Below are 18361 nucleotides of genomic sequence, written 5' to 3' on the forward strand. Positions count from 1 at the left end.
AAAAGCTCCCTATCGCTGTCCAAGGCCGGGGAGCTTTTTACTTGATTGCCGTGCAGCTACGGGGCACGGCCGGGATGGATGGATTTCTGTTTCATAAGAATTTAGTTATCAGTCAATTTAACGGCAGCCTTCGCCACTTAACACCAGTTCACCACCGTCCAGGGCATATTTTGTATTGCTGGTTAGGGTCAGTACTTTAAAGACTTCTTCCAGGGTTTCCGTCCCTGAAAACCGGCCTGTAATCAGGCATTTTTGCAACTGCGGATTTTGAAAGGCGATCTTTACGTCATAGCGTTTGGCCAGCATCTCCGCCAACTCTCCGAAAGGTGTCTCCTCGAACACCATATCTGCCTGTACCCAGGCGGTGAGCTCTTGCGATTTTACAGCCTTTTCATCCGCGACGGTCGTATGGGTATTGTAGGTCATCTGCTGGTTCGCCGTCAGTAAGCTCGTGTGTTTCTCTCCGTCATCCACCCGCACCTTACCCCGTGTAACCGTCACCACCACTTCACTTCCAGTAGGCAGTGATTTAATGCTGAATGCAGTACCGAGCACCGTCGTCCTGATTTTCCCCGTCCTGATCACAAACGGACGTGGTTTCTGACCATTCGTATTTATATGCACCACATCAAAATAAGCTTCGCCGGTGAGTGACACTTCCCGGGTTTTGCTGTTAAAATCGCGATCATATTCGATCCGCGTATCGCCGTGCAGCACCACCCGGCTCCCATCCGGCAGCATTACAAACTTCGTCTGCCCTTTTACAGACTGTTGGATGATGGTTTTCGAGACCAAAACGCTGACTTGCGGTTCCCGCTGTTGCTTTACAACAAAGAAGACCCAGCCCGCGCCGATCAGGATAAGGATCGCCGCAGCCACGCGCCAGAAAGCGCCACTCCACAATGGTCGCGACCGCGCTGGCTGGACAGCAATGCGCTTTGCAATATTGTCCTTCATTCTTCCGCGTACATCCGCCAGCTCTTCTTCCGAAAGCTTGGAAAGCTGATCCGGTTTACCCGAAAAAAGCTTATAGTATTTTTCGATCATGTCGACTTCTTCCTCATCGGCACCCCCTCTGAGATACCTCCCGACTATCGACCTGAACTTATTCCTATTTCTGCTTGACATGTTTATAAAACGCTGTTTATTTACCAGTGCAGGAATTCACCAAAAAGTCCCAAGCAAACTTGTGATTTTTTTAAATTTTTTTTTGTGGCAAGGCCGCTGGCGCGCGCAGAGCTATGGCCGAAGCAGTAAAATGAGAAGAGTAAGAAGCTTTCCGATGCTCTCCCGAAGGTTTTGCTGGGAGGTATTAAGCTGGTTTTGCACCGTTTTCCGGGAAATGCCCAGCTGGTCGGCAATTTCCAGTGTGGAGAGCCCTTCCAGGAAGCGTAACCTGAAAATCTCGCGCCGTTTTTCGGGCTGTGTTTCCAGCCAGTCATGAATGCTCGAAAGTAATTCGTCCCTTAGAAAATTGGAATCCGCATCGTCGCTGGAAAGGGCCATATAGTCAAGCGGCTCCTCGAAAGCCGGCAAATTTTTCCGCTTGTGGTAGATCGCAAAAACCTGGTATCTCACCGCGCCGAGCAGGTACCCACGCAGGTTTTCGATATGCCTGCTTTCCCTTTTGTTCCAGAGATCGACAAATACATCCTGCACAATTTCCTCACTATCCGACGAGTCATTGATCCTTTTATAGGCTTCATTGTAGAGTTTTTTCCAGTAGCGCTCATAAATCAGGTCAAATGCCGCCTCCGAGCCATCCGTTAGCATGGTTGCCAGCTCATCGTCCGTCGCGTTCTCGTGGGTATGCATGCCAGGTGTTTCGAGGTAAAGAAACAAAAATAACAAAAAAATAAAGAAGTTATGTCCTAATTTGAGACTCAAAAAAGGCCTTGGGCAGAGAATTTTGAACTAAAATGCCCCAGTATCCCTACCGATTATAGCTATACGCAGGTGTGGGCCAGGACTGGTACTTACTCATGTTCCAGATGGGATGTGTGAAAAAAATGGTCCGGACTTCCTCTATTATTCGAGAAACAGGTCCTCATCCAATAATTGGTTACACCGCTCTCTGTCCAACCGGTACAAATACGGTGCTTTGTTGGCGGCGCCGGTGTATTTCTTTTCCAGGCGTTCGAGGGCGTTGAGGCGCAGAATCCGTTTGGGGAAGTTGTTTTGGGCGAAACGCTTGTCAAAAATGGCCTCATACAGGTCCTGAATTTCCTGCATGGTGAATGTTTCAGGAAGCAGGTTGAATGCAGTCAGTTTTTGGTCGAGCGTGAGGCGGAGTGTTTTTAATGCATTTTTCACGATCTGGTTGTGGTCCATGATCATCTGTGGCAGCTCCTGGATCGGGTACCATTCGATGGAAGCATCAAGATCCGTTTTTTGCGAAACTACCTGATTCATGTCAACCAGGGCGTAATAACCAATGGATATGAAGCGACGCGTAAACCAGTCATAGTCGCGGCGGCTCGATTCTCCCTCGGCTAATGGATTATTAAATATGTCTGCATTCAGTTCGATCATCCGGTCCAAAAAAGCGCGACTGTTCCGATCAGCCTTTCCCATCACTTGAAATTGTTCCAAGTACACGTCCCTGATTCCCGTGCGGGCATAGAGTATGCGCCTGGCCGCGTCGTCGGTGTCTTCTTCCTGATAAACGAACCCGCCGGGCAGCCCCCAGAAATCTCCTTTGAAAGAGAGTTTGGGCACCAACACTTTGAGCTGCCGGTTCTGGTAACCCAGGATGACACATTCAACGGACACCTGTTCGATGTAATTCTTATCACTTACTGATTCCATACTGGTTGTTTTCCCCTGCATATAAGCCTGCCCCGCGTGAATTTCCGACGTCGGGGAGGTCTCAAATATATAGAAATAATGCTTAATATCTACATTGATAGAGAATATGAAGCTTTTGAAAAAAATATTATCTCCCTATGTAGATAATGATAATATTTTTCTTTTACATTTGTGGAGTCAAGTATGATTTATTATTTGTATCCGACTGTAAACCACTTTTAATCAAGCTTTTGTAATAAGTAAATGTAATTGCCTTTTTGCCAGCCTTCATGCGGAAGGTTGCTGATACCGTTTTGCATTTTCGCTATTCCAAACACACTTATACTGCCGGTTATTCTCCCGATAACCAGTGACCTGCTTTGTACACCATAACCATTTTATAGATGAATAAGCATCTCTACTTTTCCTGGCTCAAAAGGGTTTTGAGGCCAATTGTTGGATTTGTTTTCCTGTCCATTATCAGTTACCATGCGGCGTCGGCGCAATCCGCGGTTCGTGGAAAAGTGGTGGATGGGAAAGGTGAAGCGCTGCTGGGTGTCAGTGTGAAAGTGAAGGGTTCCGCCCAGGGAACCGTTACCGATGGATCCGGAAGCTACGAACTGTCGGGACTTACCCCGGCTACGGCACTGGTGTTCAGTTTTATCGGGTTTGTAGGTAAAGAGGTATCGGTTGGTTCTCAGACGGTTATTGATGTGACGCTTACAGAAAGTGCGTCGAACCTCGACGAAGTAATTGTTACCGGGGTTTTCGACAAGCGAAGCCGGATGGAGTCTTCTGTGGCCATATCCGTCCTTTCGTCCAAACTTATTCAGATGCAGGCCCCCTTGAGTGCGGCCGATTTGCTGAGGAATGTGCCGGGTGTGTATGTCAACTCCTCGACAGGTGAAATTCGTAATACTGTGAGTTCCAGGGGCGTAAATGTCGGTGGGAACGATGTGTCAAACGGATATTACTATGTTTCGATGCAGGAAGACGGGCTGCCCGTCACCAATGCAACCTATGGGAATTATGGTCCGGATTATTTTCTGCGTCCCGATCTCACATTGGGTAAACTGGAAGCCGTTCGCGGTGGAACTGCATCGATCCTGGGCAACAATGCGCCGGGAGGGATTTTCAATTACGTTTCCAAAACAGGCGGCCCGTCATTCGAGGCGCAGGCCCGGGCGAAGTTTGGGCTGGAAGGCAATGGGCGTAACCCTTATTACCGGGCGGATGTCAACATTGGCGGCCCGCTGAGCAGGGATAAAACGCTCACTTACAATGCGGGAGGTTTCTGGCGGCAAAACAATGGTGCCCGCTATCCGGGCTATCCGATGAACAATGGAGGGCAGATCAAAGCGAATGTGGTGAAACATCTCAAAACCGGCTCCCTGAAATTGTATGCTAAGTATTTGAATGATCACAATGCCTGGTTTGAACAACTGCCGACGGTCGATTTTAACAATCCGCACCTGGCGCCGGGGATCAAACAAACCAATTCGGTATTGATCCCGCCCGTTTCGGCAGATTATACCATTAACCAAACCGGTGAAAAGGGTAGCTATGATTCCCGCGATAAAATTCATTCGAAAGACCTGTCGGTCGGCTTCAATATCGACCATAGCTTCGGAAAAGGCTGGACGGTAGACAACAAGATCCGCTATTCCTACAAAACTTCCTTTTGGAACACTACTTCGATCCCTTATCCGTTTGCGATCGATAATGTAACCTTTTACGGCGTGAACAACCTGGCGGGCAAATTAGGCACCTATTCGTTTCGTGACCTGGCAACGGGTACTGAGCTGGCCAACGTTACCCAGGGCATCAATTTCGTGAACGGGGCACCAGCAGGTCTTAAATTTACGGTGAACAACAGCAGCCTGCCCGGTGGCGAGGTCCAGAAGAACTCCCTGTTATTCAATCCATTAATTGTTTTTGATAACCGGGTAAAGGAAACCATCGATCAGTTGACGCTGACGAAACGGCTTAGCCACATGAGCTTCACCGGAGGCCTGTATTTTGCGCACGCGACGGTCAAAAGGCTCAATCCGAGCGGGATCGGAAGTATGTATGGGTTAATGCTGAGCCCGCGCCCGCAGCCGACGGCGATTGTCTACACCGATATGCAGGGGAAAACGTACCAGGTCACCAATCCGGACGGCATTACGGGCGGTTCAGGCAGGAGCGTGGCAACCAATATCTTCGACCTGAAGCAGAATCAGTTCGCAGGCTTCTTCGGGCACAACTGGGAGATCACCCCTCAGCTGAACTTAGACTGGGGAATCCGCTTCGAACGTATAAACGTAAGCGGTAGCAATCAGATCGCAGGGGCGACGACTTCGACAGACGGAGGGACGGATAAAAATCCTCTGACCTTGTATGACAATATGGGCGGGGCCGTCAATGCGACTTTACCCTATGACAAAACGGTCAAAACGATATCTTATTCGGCGGGGTTGAACTACAAGCTCAGTGATCACCTGGCCGTTTATGCCCGGTACTCGCGGGGCCGCAAAGCGCCCGATCTGGGTATCTACCTCAATGTGAATGCTTCCAACAATGCTGATTACCTCAACCCAATTGCACAGGGAACGCAGCAATATGAAGCGGGTTTTAAAGCTAAAAAAGACCGGTTTTCACTTTTCGTAACGCCGTTTTACAGTGTCCTCGGCAATGTACCTCAGCAGGCGCTCGGCCAGGAATCGGCGGACGTAACCTCTGTGTATGCTACGGCCGTTCTTTACAACAAGTTTGAAACCAAGGGAATTGAGATCGAGGGGACTTATGGCCTGACGAAAGAATTGAGCGTACGTGCTGTCGCAACGTTCCAGAAATCGACCGCTGTGGACTTCAATACCTGGGTGCTCAACGGGAACGGAAAGGCTGATGATCAGATCAAAAGTTACTCGGGCAATGAAACCGATTTCGCACCCCGCACGATTTTGCGCATTTCGCCCACCTACACCTCGGATAAGTTGTACGGCTCGATCGACTGGTCGTACCTGGGCAAGCGCGCCGGTAACGTAGCGAATGTGTTTTACCTGCCGGGCTTCGACCAGACCAACTTGAACCTGGGCTACAACGTTTCCCGCAAATTGCAGATTCAGGCTAATATCAATAATGTATTCAATCAAAACGGCATTATGGGATGGTCTGCGCCGGGCGGTTTCCCTGCTTCGCTGAACACCCAGGGCTTTACAAAGGCCCAGCTGGAAGGCAATCCCAACGCTGTATTTTTTACACTCAGCTTACCTCCCCGCTCTTATTTTCTGACAGCCACTTACACGTTCTGAACGCCGGTGCCAGCGTATAAACGGCTCAGTATTATTCATTAAACCAATTGTTTCTCAATGAAAAAATCAACTTACTTGACGTGGGTATGCGTTGTGGCCTGTGCGCTGCATTTACCCACGGTCAGCGAAGGGCAAAAAGTGCCCAATCAGGACAAGAATTATGCATTGGTACCAAAGCTTCCGCCACCTCCGAAGCCGGAACCGTTCAAAGTATCGACTATTCCGCTGCCCGAAAGTGTCATAGACGCGGTTTTGGTGAACTATCTGCCCGATGCCAAACACCTGGTGATGGAAGTCACAATGGCAGGTGCAAAGAAATCCAATCTGGCCATTATGAAAGACGATGGCACCGGTTTCAAGTGCCTTACCTGCGATTTGCCGGAGAATATTGGCGGCGAAATGCCGGTGCCGCTTCCGGACGGAAAGCGCATTTACACGCCAACGGGCATTCTGGAATGCAGCCCGTCGGTGCTGGACTGCAAACAGGCCAAAATTCTGCCCCTGGTATATCCGACCGTCCCGGGAGGAAAAACGTTGGCCCGGATCGCCAGCAACATGTCTCAGGATGGGCTCCACGTAGCTTACACGCTGCTGGTGGCCAGGCCTATGCCAAGTGCACTGGTGCTGGTGAGCGAGTTGACGCGCGTCTCGGACGCCAAAGGCGACCACTATGAACTGGCGAAAACAAAAGTGATTTCAGGCGATAAGGTGACCCTGGAAGGCGCGGCGGATTTCAGACCATTCTTTTTTGGAGGCGGCGAGGTGAAGAGCTTTGCCGGAATGGGACAGTATCTGACCACGATCAGTGCATTCGAAGCAGGCAATTTCGATATCGCCAAAATCGACCTGACCAATGGAGACGTAAGCAGGTTCACAAGGCATTTCAGCTATGATGAGGGCGTGTATCCTTCGCCCGATGGCAAATGGGTAATCTTTCAGTCGCACCGGCATACGACGCGGATGGATGCATTCAGCCTTATCCCCCGCCCATTGATCGTAAACAATGCTTTGGCGCCCGGGATTGCGGAATGGAGAAACGAAGAGATCAGTGGGTTCCGGGATGCGAGGCGGTATTATGGCCTTACCATGACCGACCAGTATGGCGACCGTGCCCGCCTACCGGAAGAAGGATATACCGGACAAAATCTGACAACAGCATCGGATAACCTCACCGAATACAACCACTTTGGCAACCTGACCTGGCACCCCAGCAGTACCCGGGGCATTTTCTGGGAGCAAAAAGATCCCAAAAAGGTCAAAACAGGGGAACAAATGGGCCGCCTGCGAATGATCACATTTACATCGAGAAAGCCGACTACCCCGCTCAAAATTGTAACCCCAACCATGGACTGGGCAACCAATCTGGCCGACATTAAGCCATTGGATAACTCAAAGCGCACAGAAGGAAAGTTGGTCGGACTGGTTTCTGGTTATGCCAACATTACCAATCAAAAACCTGCATCAGAGGGTGCGGCATCGGCTGGACCTTCAACTTTCAAAATCGAGTATGTTGATTTTTCCGATGACGGCGCTTATGTATTGAATGGATCGGAAACGATTGTTCCGGCCTCGTTTTATGACGCAATCTGGAACGCCGACATTCAGGTGACGGGCAAACAAAAAGGATATCTTAAAGTCGATGATGTTAAGTTTTATGTCAATAAACGCGGCTCAGGCACCATTAAGGCACAACTCGGAAACCGGAAAATTGAAGTAGATCTCACAAAAGGTCTTCCGACAGGTGTACCGAATGAGCTTCGGTAAGTCAGGTAGATCCTGACGCGTTTTCATTGACCCATTAAAAACATAACCATGCAATTAGCAAACAAAACCATCGTCGTGACCGGAGCAGGCGGAGGTATCGGCCGGGAACTGAGCATCCAATTGGCACAACGCGGGGCAAATGTCGCCGGGGTGGATATTAACCCCGAAACCCTCGGTGAAACGGGCCGGATTATCGGCACGGGGCACGGGCAATTCAAAGGCTTCCAGCTGGACATTACCAATCAGGAAAAGGTAAATGCATTTCCGGCAGAGGTACTCACTCACTTTGGCAATGTCGACGGGATCATCAACAATGCCGGCATTATTCAGCCTTTCCGGCCCGTTCTTGAATTGACGATGGAAGATATTAACCGGGTTATGGCGGTCAATTTTTATGGCACATTATACCTTACCAAAGCCTTTTTGCCCATTCTCCTGCAACGCCCGGAGGCGCACATTGCCAACGTGTCGAGTATGGGCGGCTTTTTGCCGGTTCCCGGACAGACGATCTATGGCGCGGCGAAAGCGGCGGTAAAACTACTCACGGAAGGCCTGTATGCGGAATTGAAGGATACCAACGTCAGGGTAACGGTCATTTTTCCGGGTGCTATTGCGACAAACATCATGCAAAACTCCGGTCTGGCAATGCCCAAGGCTGAGGCAGGCGGAGAAGCGAAGTTCAAACCAATCCCTGCCCGGCTTGCCGCCGGGCAGATCCTTTCCGGCATCGAAAAAAACAAATTTCGTGTGGTGGTAGGACAGGACGCCTGGATGATGGATAAGCTTTCCCGCCTCAATCCCAAATACGCCGCCGATCTGATTCAGCGGAAAATGAGATCCTTGCTGGGGTAACACCTGACTATTAACCACCCGAACAGGGAAGCGGTAGGCGACAAAGAACAAGTTGGTTGTAGTCCGTCAGATTATTAAGAATCTGAGAGATGAAATTTTGAGTGATAGGTTGTTATTTCACGTCTATACTTTTGAGAATGGAAAAGTGCGGACGATGGCGATTGAGCATTAGGGTACAAGTCAATGGAAATGACATTGAGTTTTGAAATTTTGTATCTTACCGAAATTTCAAAAATCACCACACACGAATGAAAACCTCCTTATCTCATCTCCCACAAAACAAGCAAGACCAATTAAAAGCGCTTACCCAAATTGTTCTCGACAAAGTCACGGCCGAAATGATCATTCTCTTTGGCAGCTATGCGCGGGGTGACTGGGTTGAGGATTACCAGGAGAAGTATGAGTATGTAAGTGATTTTGATATTTTGATCGTCACCAAAGACAAAAATTCGGCAAAGCAAGTCAAGAAATCACGTGAACTGGAGGAGGAACTGATGGCCAATGAGGAAATCACGAGGACGAGCATCATCTATCACAGCATTGGTTTTGTAAATGACAAGATCGAGCGGAATTATTACTTCTTTGTGGATATTTTGAAAGAAGGAGTTTTGCTTTTCGATTCCGGGAAATTCACTTTGTCCGAACCTAAAAATCTCAATGCGGCGCAACGGGTGGAAAAATCGACGGAGGAATTTGAACATTGGTTCAAATCTGCAAAGCACTTTTTAGAAGCCTTTGAGATTTTCCTTTCGAAAGGCGAAACTGATCTTGACTATCATAAAATTGCTGCCTTTCAACTTCACCAAGCGACTGAAAGATTTTATGCTGGCATCTTGCTAGTTTTCACTGATTACAAGCCAAGAATTCACGACATTGAGATATTGGGAACTCAGGTCGAGAAACTGAATACCAACTTTGCAACCGTTTTTCCAAGAAAAACAGCCGAAGAAGAGCGACTATTTATCCTTCTCAAAAAAGCGTACATCGATGCGCGTTACAACAGGAACTACATGATTGAAAAAGGGGAATTGGAATACCTTGGCAGTCGGGTTACATTGCTGAAAGATTTGACGGAGCAGGTTTGTAGAGATCGGATTGCACAATTTGCCAATGATCAGTCTGCCGAGTAAAACCATTATTCAAAACTTTCATACAGGCCGCGATTCGGCTAATTATATATCAAACAGGGAGCTGATGCGAATGCACAATGAAGAATCGCATGAACTGGTTACGTGATCTATTTCCTCCGGGCAAGCCATTCAAGATAGCATTTTTTGAGCCACATATCCTCGTCTTTGCGGTATTCGCGCGTAACGACCGTGAAATGATTGCCAGGGTAATAATCAAACCGGATATCCGCGCCGATTTTTTTCATTTCGGCTTCCATCAGCATTGCCGAAATATTCAAAAACGCATTGTCTTCATTTCCAACAGAAACGCGCAGTTTACCGGCCAGATCTTTTTCGAGCCTGGGCCAGTTCCTGATAACATATTGCGTCAGGTCATACCGCTTCCAGTGTTCGAACACCTCCTTGTCGAGCTTACCTGTTGCGGAATTATAAAGTGGTCTGGGCAAGCCATTTTTTCCTTTTGGGCCAAACACGGCATCGAAAGACACATTTTGCTCGCCACGATAAATAATATCCTCTATGCTGTGGGCGATATTCGGGCGGTCGTAAATAACTTCAATGTCGGGTTTCTTACCTATCGTTAATGCGTCTACAAATTCTATCCGGCTGGTGTCCGTGTAAAGGTTTGTTTTCGTAAAACGATGAAAATCCACGGCATCGGGCGCACTTGCGTTACCTCCTGCAAACAGCTGGGGATAATGTGTCAGCAGATAAACCACAGTCCATCCGCCGCTGCTATGACCGCGGATAACCCGGCCGCCATTGGTCCGGAATTTCTGGTCTAACCAGGGGATCATTTCGGTAGCGAAGGCGTCGCCAACCGGCCCGTTGTTGTCGCTGTTCGCATAAGTGCTATGCCCCAATGAACAATCGCCATCCAGAAAGACCTTGATAACAGCCATCGTGTCCAACGGGACAGACGGCATTGTATCGCTGCTGACCGTGCTTGAATAATGATAATGATCGCCTCCAAATCCCCCTACCATGAAATAAACCGGAAATCGCCTGTCCGGTTCCTCATAATACTGACTGGGAAGTATGACTGCTCCCTTCAGTGCAACTGGCTTTTTATGAAACTTGCTGAGCAGCGCTGACGGCGCATTGAGATGCTTCACAAATTTGCTTTCAGTGAAAACGGGCTCGGGGACCAGCTGGTCGCATACCACTGTAAAAATTTCGTCGGGATCATTCAGCCGGATTTTTTGTACTGCGCTGAATACATTCCCCGTGCTTCTTCCAATTACCCGTCCGTCGCGATTGAGGTCCCAAACTACCTGCATATAATATTCCCCGCGTTGCAGCCTGGATAGCAGGGTTGGGTAGGAGAGCGAAGAATCAGAAAATATGATCGGCTCATTTGGCTCAATGTGATCCACCGGCATACGGTAAACCGGCCAGCCCGAGTGGTTCTTCGGTTGCTCATTTTTTGGGGACAAATACAGAATGACATTACCCGAAAAAGGCCCTTTAAATGCTGAGGAGGTGTATGTGACTTTAAATTGCTGCGCAGTAGCCGTTACAAACGGAGCAAATAATAGAAAAATAATGACAATTAATTTCATGGCCAGGTGATGAATATGATCCGTTTGAAACCATAGACGACCACAAAGCCAAAACGTTACAACCAAAAACAAATCACTCGGAGGGCATGCCTGCTTAGGCTAGCGCCCGAACATGTTGGCTGACGTAGGACTGACCCGAAAGAACCGAACTGACACATACTGTCAGATCGTCGGGACCACCACCTTTGATAAGGAGCCCTTTGACACCGCTACGCATCAGCGAACTGGCAAACTTAAACCCTGGATTATGTGCATAATACAAAATGAAAGAAGCCATTGGGTTATTTTTCATCGCCTTTCTCAATGCGCTGCGGTCAATTTCGGGCTGCTCTTCTGAAAGTCCGATGATGATAATGTCAAGGGCGTCCTGCTGTATATCTCTTCCCAGGGACTGAATGCTCCCGGTTTCGAGCGTTTTTACATCTTCAAACTGGCTTTTTAGAATAATCCGGATGCCCGTACGAAAAACAGGGTGATTGTCTATGAGCGCAATATTCATTAGTGGGTTATTTTAATTTCAAATGATAAGTTCAAATAGAAATCTGCTAGTTTACGATATCAGATTGTAAAGATCAAAGTCTGGTACAAATGTATTTTCAAGGCCGTGATCGGGCACAATAAAAAATTGAAATGTGAGCTAAAAATCGTTGCTTACTGATTTAAAAAATTTAATGAAAAAGCAACTAGTTCTATGAACAATTTTCCCGGGCGTCTAAAAAGCAACCTGTACAAGACTAGTCTTCGGCTTATAAATGTTCCAATTTTAACAATAAATAAGAATTTAGCAAGTTAATATCGCTACTCCAAATAGCAAATTAATTCTATGTTCAAACAAAAGCGTAGCTTTAAACAGAAAGGACTTGACATTGCGGCCAAGTCCTTTCTGTTTAAGATAACTATAAAACCTTCCCGGCCGGCGACGCAGGTCAATGTGATGCCAGGGCTGGTCGCTGATAAATTTCAGGTTCCGGCCTGGTTTCAATCCACCAAATCTTGTCCAGTTTCTGGTCGTAGTATCTCGCAAGCTTTCCTTTAAAGAGAAACACCCGTTTTATTTCTGATTTCAATGGTTTGAGATTACTCCCTATCCCATACGTCTGCCGAAAGCCATCAAGAAAATAGGCGTCCTTTTCGAAAGCTGTTGTATCAAATTGATTTGCATCCACTACTTCAAAATTATTTTTAGACAAGTAAGCCGGAGGAGCATCTTTGTGAGTTGGAAAAGTATAGTAGTACATTCTACTGTTCTTGGAATTATACTGGTCGCTATCAATTCTAATTGGAAATAATTCCGCGACTGGCTGCTCCTCAAAGGCTTTATTAATCTCATCGTGTGAGACCTTCTTACCATCCAGGAAAAGCTCGGTTTGCGATTCGTAGCCAACCAATTTTCTTTCCTGGTTAAAATATCCGTTCCCAAACTTGACAATAACCTCACTAGGTTTTGGATATGCCCGTTTAAACGCAAGTATTAGATCATTCTCAACTTTAAATTCCGCGGCTTTCTGTATCAGATAAGCTTTAATGCTCTCTATGTCAGTTTCCTTACCATTCGCGAAGAAATTGTCCCCGTCAGCGAAATATGGAAACTGATTATTTTCATTTCGACCTTTTGGAGTAAGAAAATAGATATAAAAACGGCTTCTATTAACCATATGCCCTTCAAAACTTGCGCCCCCGCCGAACCGATTATATTCCCCCGATCCATTAATGCCATAATACAGCACTGAATCTTTGTAGTTACTCAGGTCAATCTCATAATGATAAAACCCGTCAGCATCACTGTAAATTGTTGCTTTGAACTTCTCACCTATGTCCAACTTCAATGGCATATTTTTCGCGGGCTCTCCCGTTTCACCATCCATTAATATCCCAGCGACGTAAAAGACATTTTCATTTTCTACCTGTTTTCCATCAACCAACGCTTCGATATTATTTCTGCAAGCCAGTATTAAAACACACATTAATGGCAGCACAAACAGGAACCGGATCAGATGTATCCTGGCAGTCTTCATTTTATTCATCATAATAATCCGTTGTTTAAGTGATGAAAAATTAAACTGGTTGGCGATGCGAAACTCGGGTACACCAACCACTTTGAGGAGCAAATACTGATACTGCTTGATGTCCATACCATTTTCTAATACAGCCCTATCGGCAATGTATTCAAGGTTTTGGCGGATGGCGTAGCGGATCAGCCAGGCAAATGGATTGTACCAATTGAGAATGCACAAAAGCTCACTATACAAAATATCAAAAGTGTGTTTTTGCTTCACATGGATAAATTCGTGCAGCACGATTTCCTTCAAATCCTCCTCACTATGCAATGCCGGATTTATAAAAATGGCGCTGCCGAAAGAAAATGGTACAATATCTTTCTTACTATGATATATCCTGATGTCCTCATCAGATACAAGCTCTGAGCTCCTCAGCATTTGAAGGTAAGAAGCAAAGTGTATCCCCAATCTCGCCAACAGCACCAGTGACCCGGCCAGAAGTACAAACGGTAACAATTCCAGCAAGTTGAAATCCGACTGTGGTATGACAGCGACGACATCGGTAGCAGCCGGATAACCAATCGCAGTTATCGACGGAACCGCCTGTACCATAGTGCTGTTCGCGATTTCCGTTCGTTCAAGCACCTGGTCAACATCAATGAAAGGAATGATAAAAGAAAGTGCGCTATAACCAAGCAAGTACCAGCGGTTCCAGTTGTAAAAAGTATAACGGGCCAAAACAAATTGGTAAAAGAGGCTGGTAACCGTCAGTCCCAGCGATAATTTGACGACATACTCGGTGAATGGGGACATAGTTTTGCCGGTTTGAGCCTACTGATCCTTTTTTTCAATCAATCCTATTATTTCTTTCAGTTCATCCGCGGAAATCTTATTTTTTTCCACAAAAAAACTGACCAGTTCCTTGTAAGAATTCTCAAAATAATCTTTCACCACATTCCCCATAAACTTCTGCTTATAAGCCTCTTCCGTTATAGCCGGAGCATACAAATAGGAGTTCCCGATCAATCGGCTTTGCAGATATCCTTTCTTTTCAAGGTTTTTAATTGTGGAGGCCAATGTCGTGTAGGGCGGAAACGGTTCTTCCAGTGCCTGCATGAAAGATTTGACATTACCCTCCCCTATTTTCCAAACGGCCTGCATGGCCTGTTCTTCCTGTTGTGTTAACTTTTCCATAAATCTACGATCTTTTCGTAAATCTACGAACATTTCGTAATAGTCCAAGTATTCATGCTTTTTTCTTTGACTATCATTGAAAATGGTGTCAGCTGATGCCTTATTTCCAAATAAATCCTTTCTTTAGCCGGACGAAACAACTCATAAGAGAATGAAATTTTTAGCTGCTCTTTTTTCACTGATACTTTTTTGTGCTGGCAATGCTTTTGCCCAGAAGCTGCATCCAGGCCCGGTTGTTACTTACAGAAACCCCGTCATTGCCGGCGATTTTGCTGACCCTTCGGTTATTCGCGTTGGTGACACTTACTATGCTGCCGGAACTTCGTCGGAATGGGGGCCAGCCTATCCTATTTATAGTTCCAAAAACCTGGTTGACTGGGAATATGTAGGGCCGGTATTTGCTGACCTGCCTGCATGGACAATGGGCAGCTACTGGGCGCCGGAGCTGTTCTTTCGCAATGGTACTTTTTACGTTTACTATACCGCCCGGCGGAAATCCGACAAGCAGTCTTTTATTGGTGTAGCCAGCACAAAGGATCTGAAAAAGGGTTTTAAAGACCACGGAGTGATCATTGAATGGACCAAAGAGGCAATTGATGCATTCATCGTAGAGGATAAAGGGAAATTATTCATCACCTGGAAAGCATATGGGCTGGACAAAGATCGGGGCATCGAAATCCTTGGCGCTGAACTTGCACCCGACGGCTTGAAGGTAACTGGCAAGGAATTCAGTCTGCTCAAAGCTGATCCTGCTGGCTGGGAATCCGGTGGCGCGGAAGGGCAGGCCATTTTTAAAAGAGGCAATTACTGGTACATGCTTTACTCGGGAAATGCATGCTGCGGCGACAAATGCGATTATCAGGTAGGGTTCGCGAGAGCCGAAAAGCTGCAAGGGCCCTGGACAAAATATGCAGGAAATCCTGTCCTTTTTGGCGACGACACCTGGAAATGCCCTGGCCACGGAACGGTTGTGGTGACGCCTGACAACCGCTATTTCTATTTGCACCATGCTTACAATGGTATCGATTTCACGTTCGGCGGGCGCCAAGGCATGCTTAGCGAGCTGGTATGGGATGAAACTTCTAAATGGCCGGCCTTCAGGTACGGCAGGACTCCCCCGGCGCAGGCCGAAGCCCCGATGGGTGCCAGTGCGATCGCTAATTTCGACCTGCTGATCAATTATGAAAGAGACACATTGAAAGCACCTTGGGTTTATGATGTCAGTTTTCCAAAACCGAAGTTCGCAGTACAAAACGAATCGCTTCAAATTGAAAATAATAACAAGATCAGCACCGGAAACTTTCTGGGACTAACCATTAAAAAAGGCAACTATACCTTCACAGCGGATGTGGTTGCCAAAAATGATCTGATCCAGAGTATCATTGTTTACGGTGACGCGAACAATGCACTCGGTTATGGCGTACACAGCAACCGCATTGAATTATGGCAGGTGAAAGACGGTGTGCACGAAGTGATCAAAACGCAGGAAATTCCGGAAAAATATAAAGACATCAAACTCAGGCTGCAAAGTCGCTATGGCCGTTTTTACGAGTTCAGCTGGGATGTGAAAGGCCAAAAAATTGACTCGCTGACCAGTTCTGTCCAGATAGAAAAGCCCTGGCTGCCACGTTGGGACAGGGCGCCGAGAATTGGGATTAACGTCTCCGGAAACGGATCCGGCAAAAGCGAGGTCAAAGCAATTCAGATGAAGTACGAGTAGTTTTTTTAATCCAACAGGAGGCCAAACCTCCTGTTGGATTAGCCCATCTCCCGGGGCTAGAAATCCGTTGAAAATGTAATATCCTTATTCGCCTCAATGCCATCTGTCAGCATTTTGATCTTGTAATTTGCATACTGATAAGCATCCGAACCGAGCAACAGGCGCAATGGCGGTTCCGGCAATTGAGCAGTGCTGATCATTACCTCAGCAGCTTTTTGAGGATCGCCGGGCTGGGTGCCTGGAATATCCTGCGCATGCATACGTTTGGTTTCGGCAATGTCGCTGTAATCGGCGATCGGGTTTGCCGCTGTCACAATCGATCCGCCATTCAGGAAATTAGTACGAAAGTAACCCGGTTCGATGATCGTAACATTGATACCAAATGGTTTTACTTCCTGCGCCAACGCTTCGGACAAGCCCTCTACTGCGAACTTGGTACCACAATAAACGCCCCAGCCAGCTCCGGCGATCAGCCCGAAGACAGATGAAATGTTGAGGATATGACCCGATTTTGCCTCACGCATATGCGGCAAAACCGCTCTCGTCACATTCAGCAATCCAAATACGTTCACATCAAAATTCGCCTGTACTTCCTGACTGGATGATTCTTCAATCCCGCCGATTAATCCGTAACCCGCATTATTTACCAGTACATCAATGGTTTTGAATTTCTCGATGGCCTGACTTACTGCTTTTGCAATGCTTTCTTCATTGATCAGATCCATTTGAAGTGGCAGAAATTGATCGGACGTTACATTCACCGCAGCTTTAAGTCCGTCGAGGTTGCGGGCGGTTGCTACCACATTGTAGCCTTGGGATAGGAGTTTTTGGACTAATACCAGACCTAAACCTTGGGAGGTTCCAGTCACAAACCATGTTTTTCTTTGCGTTTCCATATTGATTAATTTTATGGAACAAAGGAAACAGGATTGCCAAAACAGCTCTTTATTCAAATAACAGGCATATTTGTGATTTTCAAATATGGATGGCCGAACCAAATGAATTCCTGAATATAGAAGGTGAAATTTTCTCCTTTCGGTGAAAGAATGTCGTAAAACTGGCCTGTTCTGCAAATCCCAGCGCTCCGCTGATCGACTGAATATCCCAGTCGGTATGTTTCAGTAAAACTTTTGCTTCGTACAACATTCGCTCCTGGATATGCTCCCGGAGCGTTTTGCCGGTCTGGTTTTTCACCAGCGCATTCAAATAATTGGGATGTACATTCAGCTGATCCGCAAATTCAGCAGCCGTCTTCGTCTTCACCAGATCAGAAGGATTCTGTATCTGAAATGCAGATTCCAGTAATGACAGAAATCCGTGTACATAGCTGTAACTTTCTGAAACACCTACATCCGGCAGATTTTTACCAGCCCGTTGCGCCTCCAAAAGAATCAATTGCAGATGCAGAAAGATCGCTTGCTTCTTGTCTTCGTTTGTCCCCCGGTCTTCCCTGAATATGAGTTCAAAATATTGATTGATTTGCTCAGACTGATCATCATTCAGCTGTATTACGGCCTTTTCCGGCTGGAAATAAGTGTACGTCCTGAAAAGATTAAGCATATGTGCCGTATTATCAAAGAAATTGGGATGGATCAGACAGAAGTGCCCCTCGGCATTCGGGCCCGCAGAATGCCAGGAAATGATTTCGTCGGGATGGATGAAAGCGATCATGCCGGGGCCTAACAAGTATTGATATAAACCAATGGTCAGTACACCCGTACCCTCTGTCACATGCATGACTTTGTAAAAATTCCTCCGGTTCGGCGATATGTAAGCGTTCGCAGGATAATCCTTTCGGTTTTTAATGCTAAAATACGTTTCCTCAGGCAGGTAGGGCTCCACTTTCAGTAGCGGCATCTGAAAGTTGGTCTGCTCAAATACTTCTATCTCAAGGCGGGGAATTTTTGATTGCTGCATATCCAAAAATACAAATTGTTTTTTCTATCACCTGAACATTCAGCGCAACGATTTCAAGAATTTACGGGGTGTCTGCAACGGCGGGCGGTGCATTTCTTGTCTATGAGTTTGGAGTTGAGAATCCATGATTTGGCGGTTTCTTTAA

At 46.9% G+C, this 18361-nt stretch carries 14 protein-coding genes; 5 read left to right on the forward strand and 9 right to left on the reverse strand.

The genetic code is table 11. The annotated features are described in order from the left end of the window. Positions 1-117 precede the first annotated feature (117 nt). The 3 genes from ON006_RS20445 to ON006_RS20455 all read right to left on the reverse strand — a co-directional run bounded on the left by ON006_RS20445 (position 118) and on the right by ON006_RS20455 (position 2808). The gene (locus ON006_RS20445) at positions 118-1128 is read right to left on the reverse strand and encodes a FecR family protein (protein WP_244823713.1); all 1011 of its coding nucleotides are present in this window, start codon (positions 1126-1128) and stop codon (positions 118-120) included. Between the two features lie 111 nt (positions 1129-1239). Next, positions 1240-1815: an RNA polymerase sigma factor gene (locus tag ON006_RS20450; protein WP_244823714.1), complete on the reverse strand. Its 576-nt coding sequence runs from the start codon at positions 1813-1815 to the stop codon at positions 1240-1242. 213 nt (positions 1816-2028) lie between these two features. Further along, positions 2029-2808, reverse strand: a complete 780-nt coding sequence (locus tag ON006_RS20455; RefSeq protein ID WP_244823715.1) for an NUDIX hydrolase — start codon at positions 2806-2808, stop codon at positions 2029-2031. Positions 2809-3191: 383 nt separating this feature from the next. On the opposite strand from ON006_RS20455, the gene ON006_RS20460 reads away from it, so the two are divergent. From ON006_RS20460 to ON006_RS20475, 4 genes are all read left to right on the forward strand, one after another. Then, entirely contained in the window at positions 3192-6080 is a 2889-nt protein-coding gene (locus ON006_RS20460) for a TonB-dependent receptor (protein ID WP_244823716.1), read from the forward strand. 57 nt (positions 6081-6137) lie between these two features. Further along, positions 6138-7844 (forward strand): TolB family protein, encoded by a 1707-nt coding sequence (locus ON006_RS20465; protein WP_244823717.1) that lies wholly within the window; start codon positions 6138-6140, stop codon positions 7842-7844. Between the two features lie 48 nt (positions 7845-7892). After that, positions 7893-8696 carry an SDR family NAD(P)-dependent oxidoreductase gene (locus ON006_RS20470; protein ID WP_244823718.1) on the forward strand — a complete coding sequence of 268 codons (804 nt, stop codon included), beginning with the start codon at positions 7893-7895 and terminating at the stop codon, positions 8694-8696. A gap of 248 nt (positions 8697-8944) precedes the next feature. Continuing rightward, positions 8945-9826: a HEPN domain-containing protein gene (locus tag ON006_RS20475; RefSeq protein WP_244823719.1), complete on the forward strand. Its 882-nt coding sequence runs from the start codon at positions 8945-8947 to the stop codon at positions 9824-9826. A 107-nt stretch (positions 9827-9933) separates the two neighbouring features. On the opposite strand, the gene ON006_RS20480 is transcribed toward ON006_RS20475, so the two are convergent. The 4 genes from ON006_RS20480 to ON006_RS20495 form a co-directional block, all read right to left on the reverse strand. Beyond that, entirely contained in the window at positions 9934-11388 is a 1455-nt protein-coding gene (locus ON006_RS20480; protein ID WP_244823720.1) for an alpha/beta hydrolase-fold protein, read from the reverse strand. Between the two features lie 94 nt (positions 11389-11482). Continuing rightward, the gene (locus ON006_RS20485) at positions 11483-11887 is read right to left on the reverse strand and encodes a response regulator transcription factor (protein WP_244823721.1); all 405 of its coding nucleotides are present in this window, start codon (positions 11885-11887) and stop codon (positions 11483-11485) included. A gap of 427 nt (positions 11888-12314) precedes the next feature. Next, positions 12315-14198, reverse strand: a complete 1884-nt coding sequence (locus ON006_RS20490; protein ID WP_244823722.1) for a M56 family metallopeptidase — start codon at positions 14196-14198, stop codon at positions 12315-12317. Positions 14199-14216: 18 nt separating this feature from the next. Then, entirely contained in the window at positions 14217-14579 is a 363-nt protein-coding gene (locus tag ON006_RS20495) for a BlaI/MecI/CopY family transcriptional regulator (RefSeq protein ID WP_244823723.1), read from the reverse strand. Between the two features lie 151 nt (positions 14580-14730). Here ON006_RS20495 and ON006_RS20500 point away from each other — a divergent pair, with 151 nt between their 5' ends. Then, positions 14731-16299, forward strand: a complete 1569-nt coding sequence (locus ON006_RS20500; RefSeq protein ID WP_244823724.1) for a glycoside hydrolase family 43 protein — start codon at positions 14731-14733, stop codon at positions 16297-16299. Between the two features lie 56 nt (positions 16300-16355). Here the strand turns inward: ON006_RS20500 and ON006_RS20505 are convergent, their stop codons facing one another. Next, positions 16356-17195 (reverse strand): oxidoreductase, encoded by an 840-nt coding sequence (locus ON006_RS20505; RefSeq protein WP_244823725.1) that lies wholly within the window; start codon positions 17193-17195, stop codon positions 16356-16358. 79 nt (positions 17196-17274) lie between these two features. Continuing rightward, the gene (locus ON006_RS20510) at positions 17275-18216 is read right to left on the reverse strand and encodes a helix-turn-helix domain-containing protein (protein ID WP_244823726.1); all 942 of its coding nucleotides are present in this window, start codon (positions 18214-18216) and stop codon (positions 17275-17277) included. Positions 18217-18361: the final 145 nt, after the last annotated feature.

It is taken from the genome of Dyadobacter pollutisoli (assembly GCF_026625565.1).
GTDB lineage: Bacteria > Bacteroidota > Bacteroidia > Cytophagales > Spirosomataceae > Dyadobacter > Dyadobacter pollutisoli.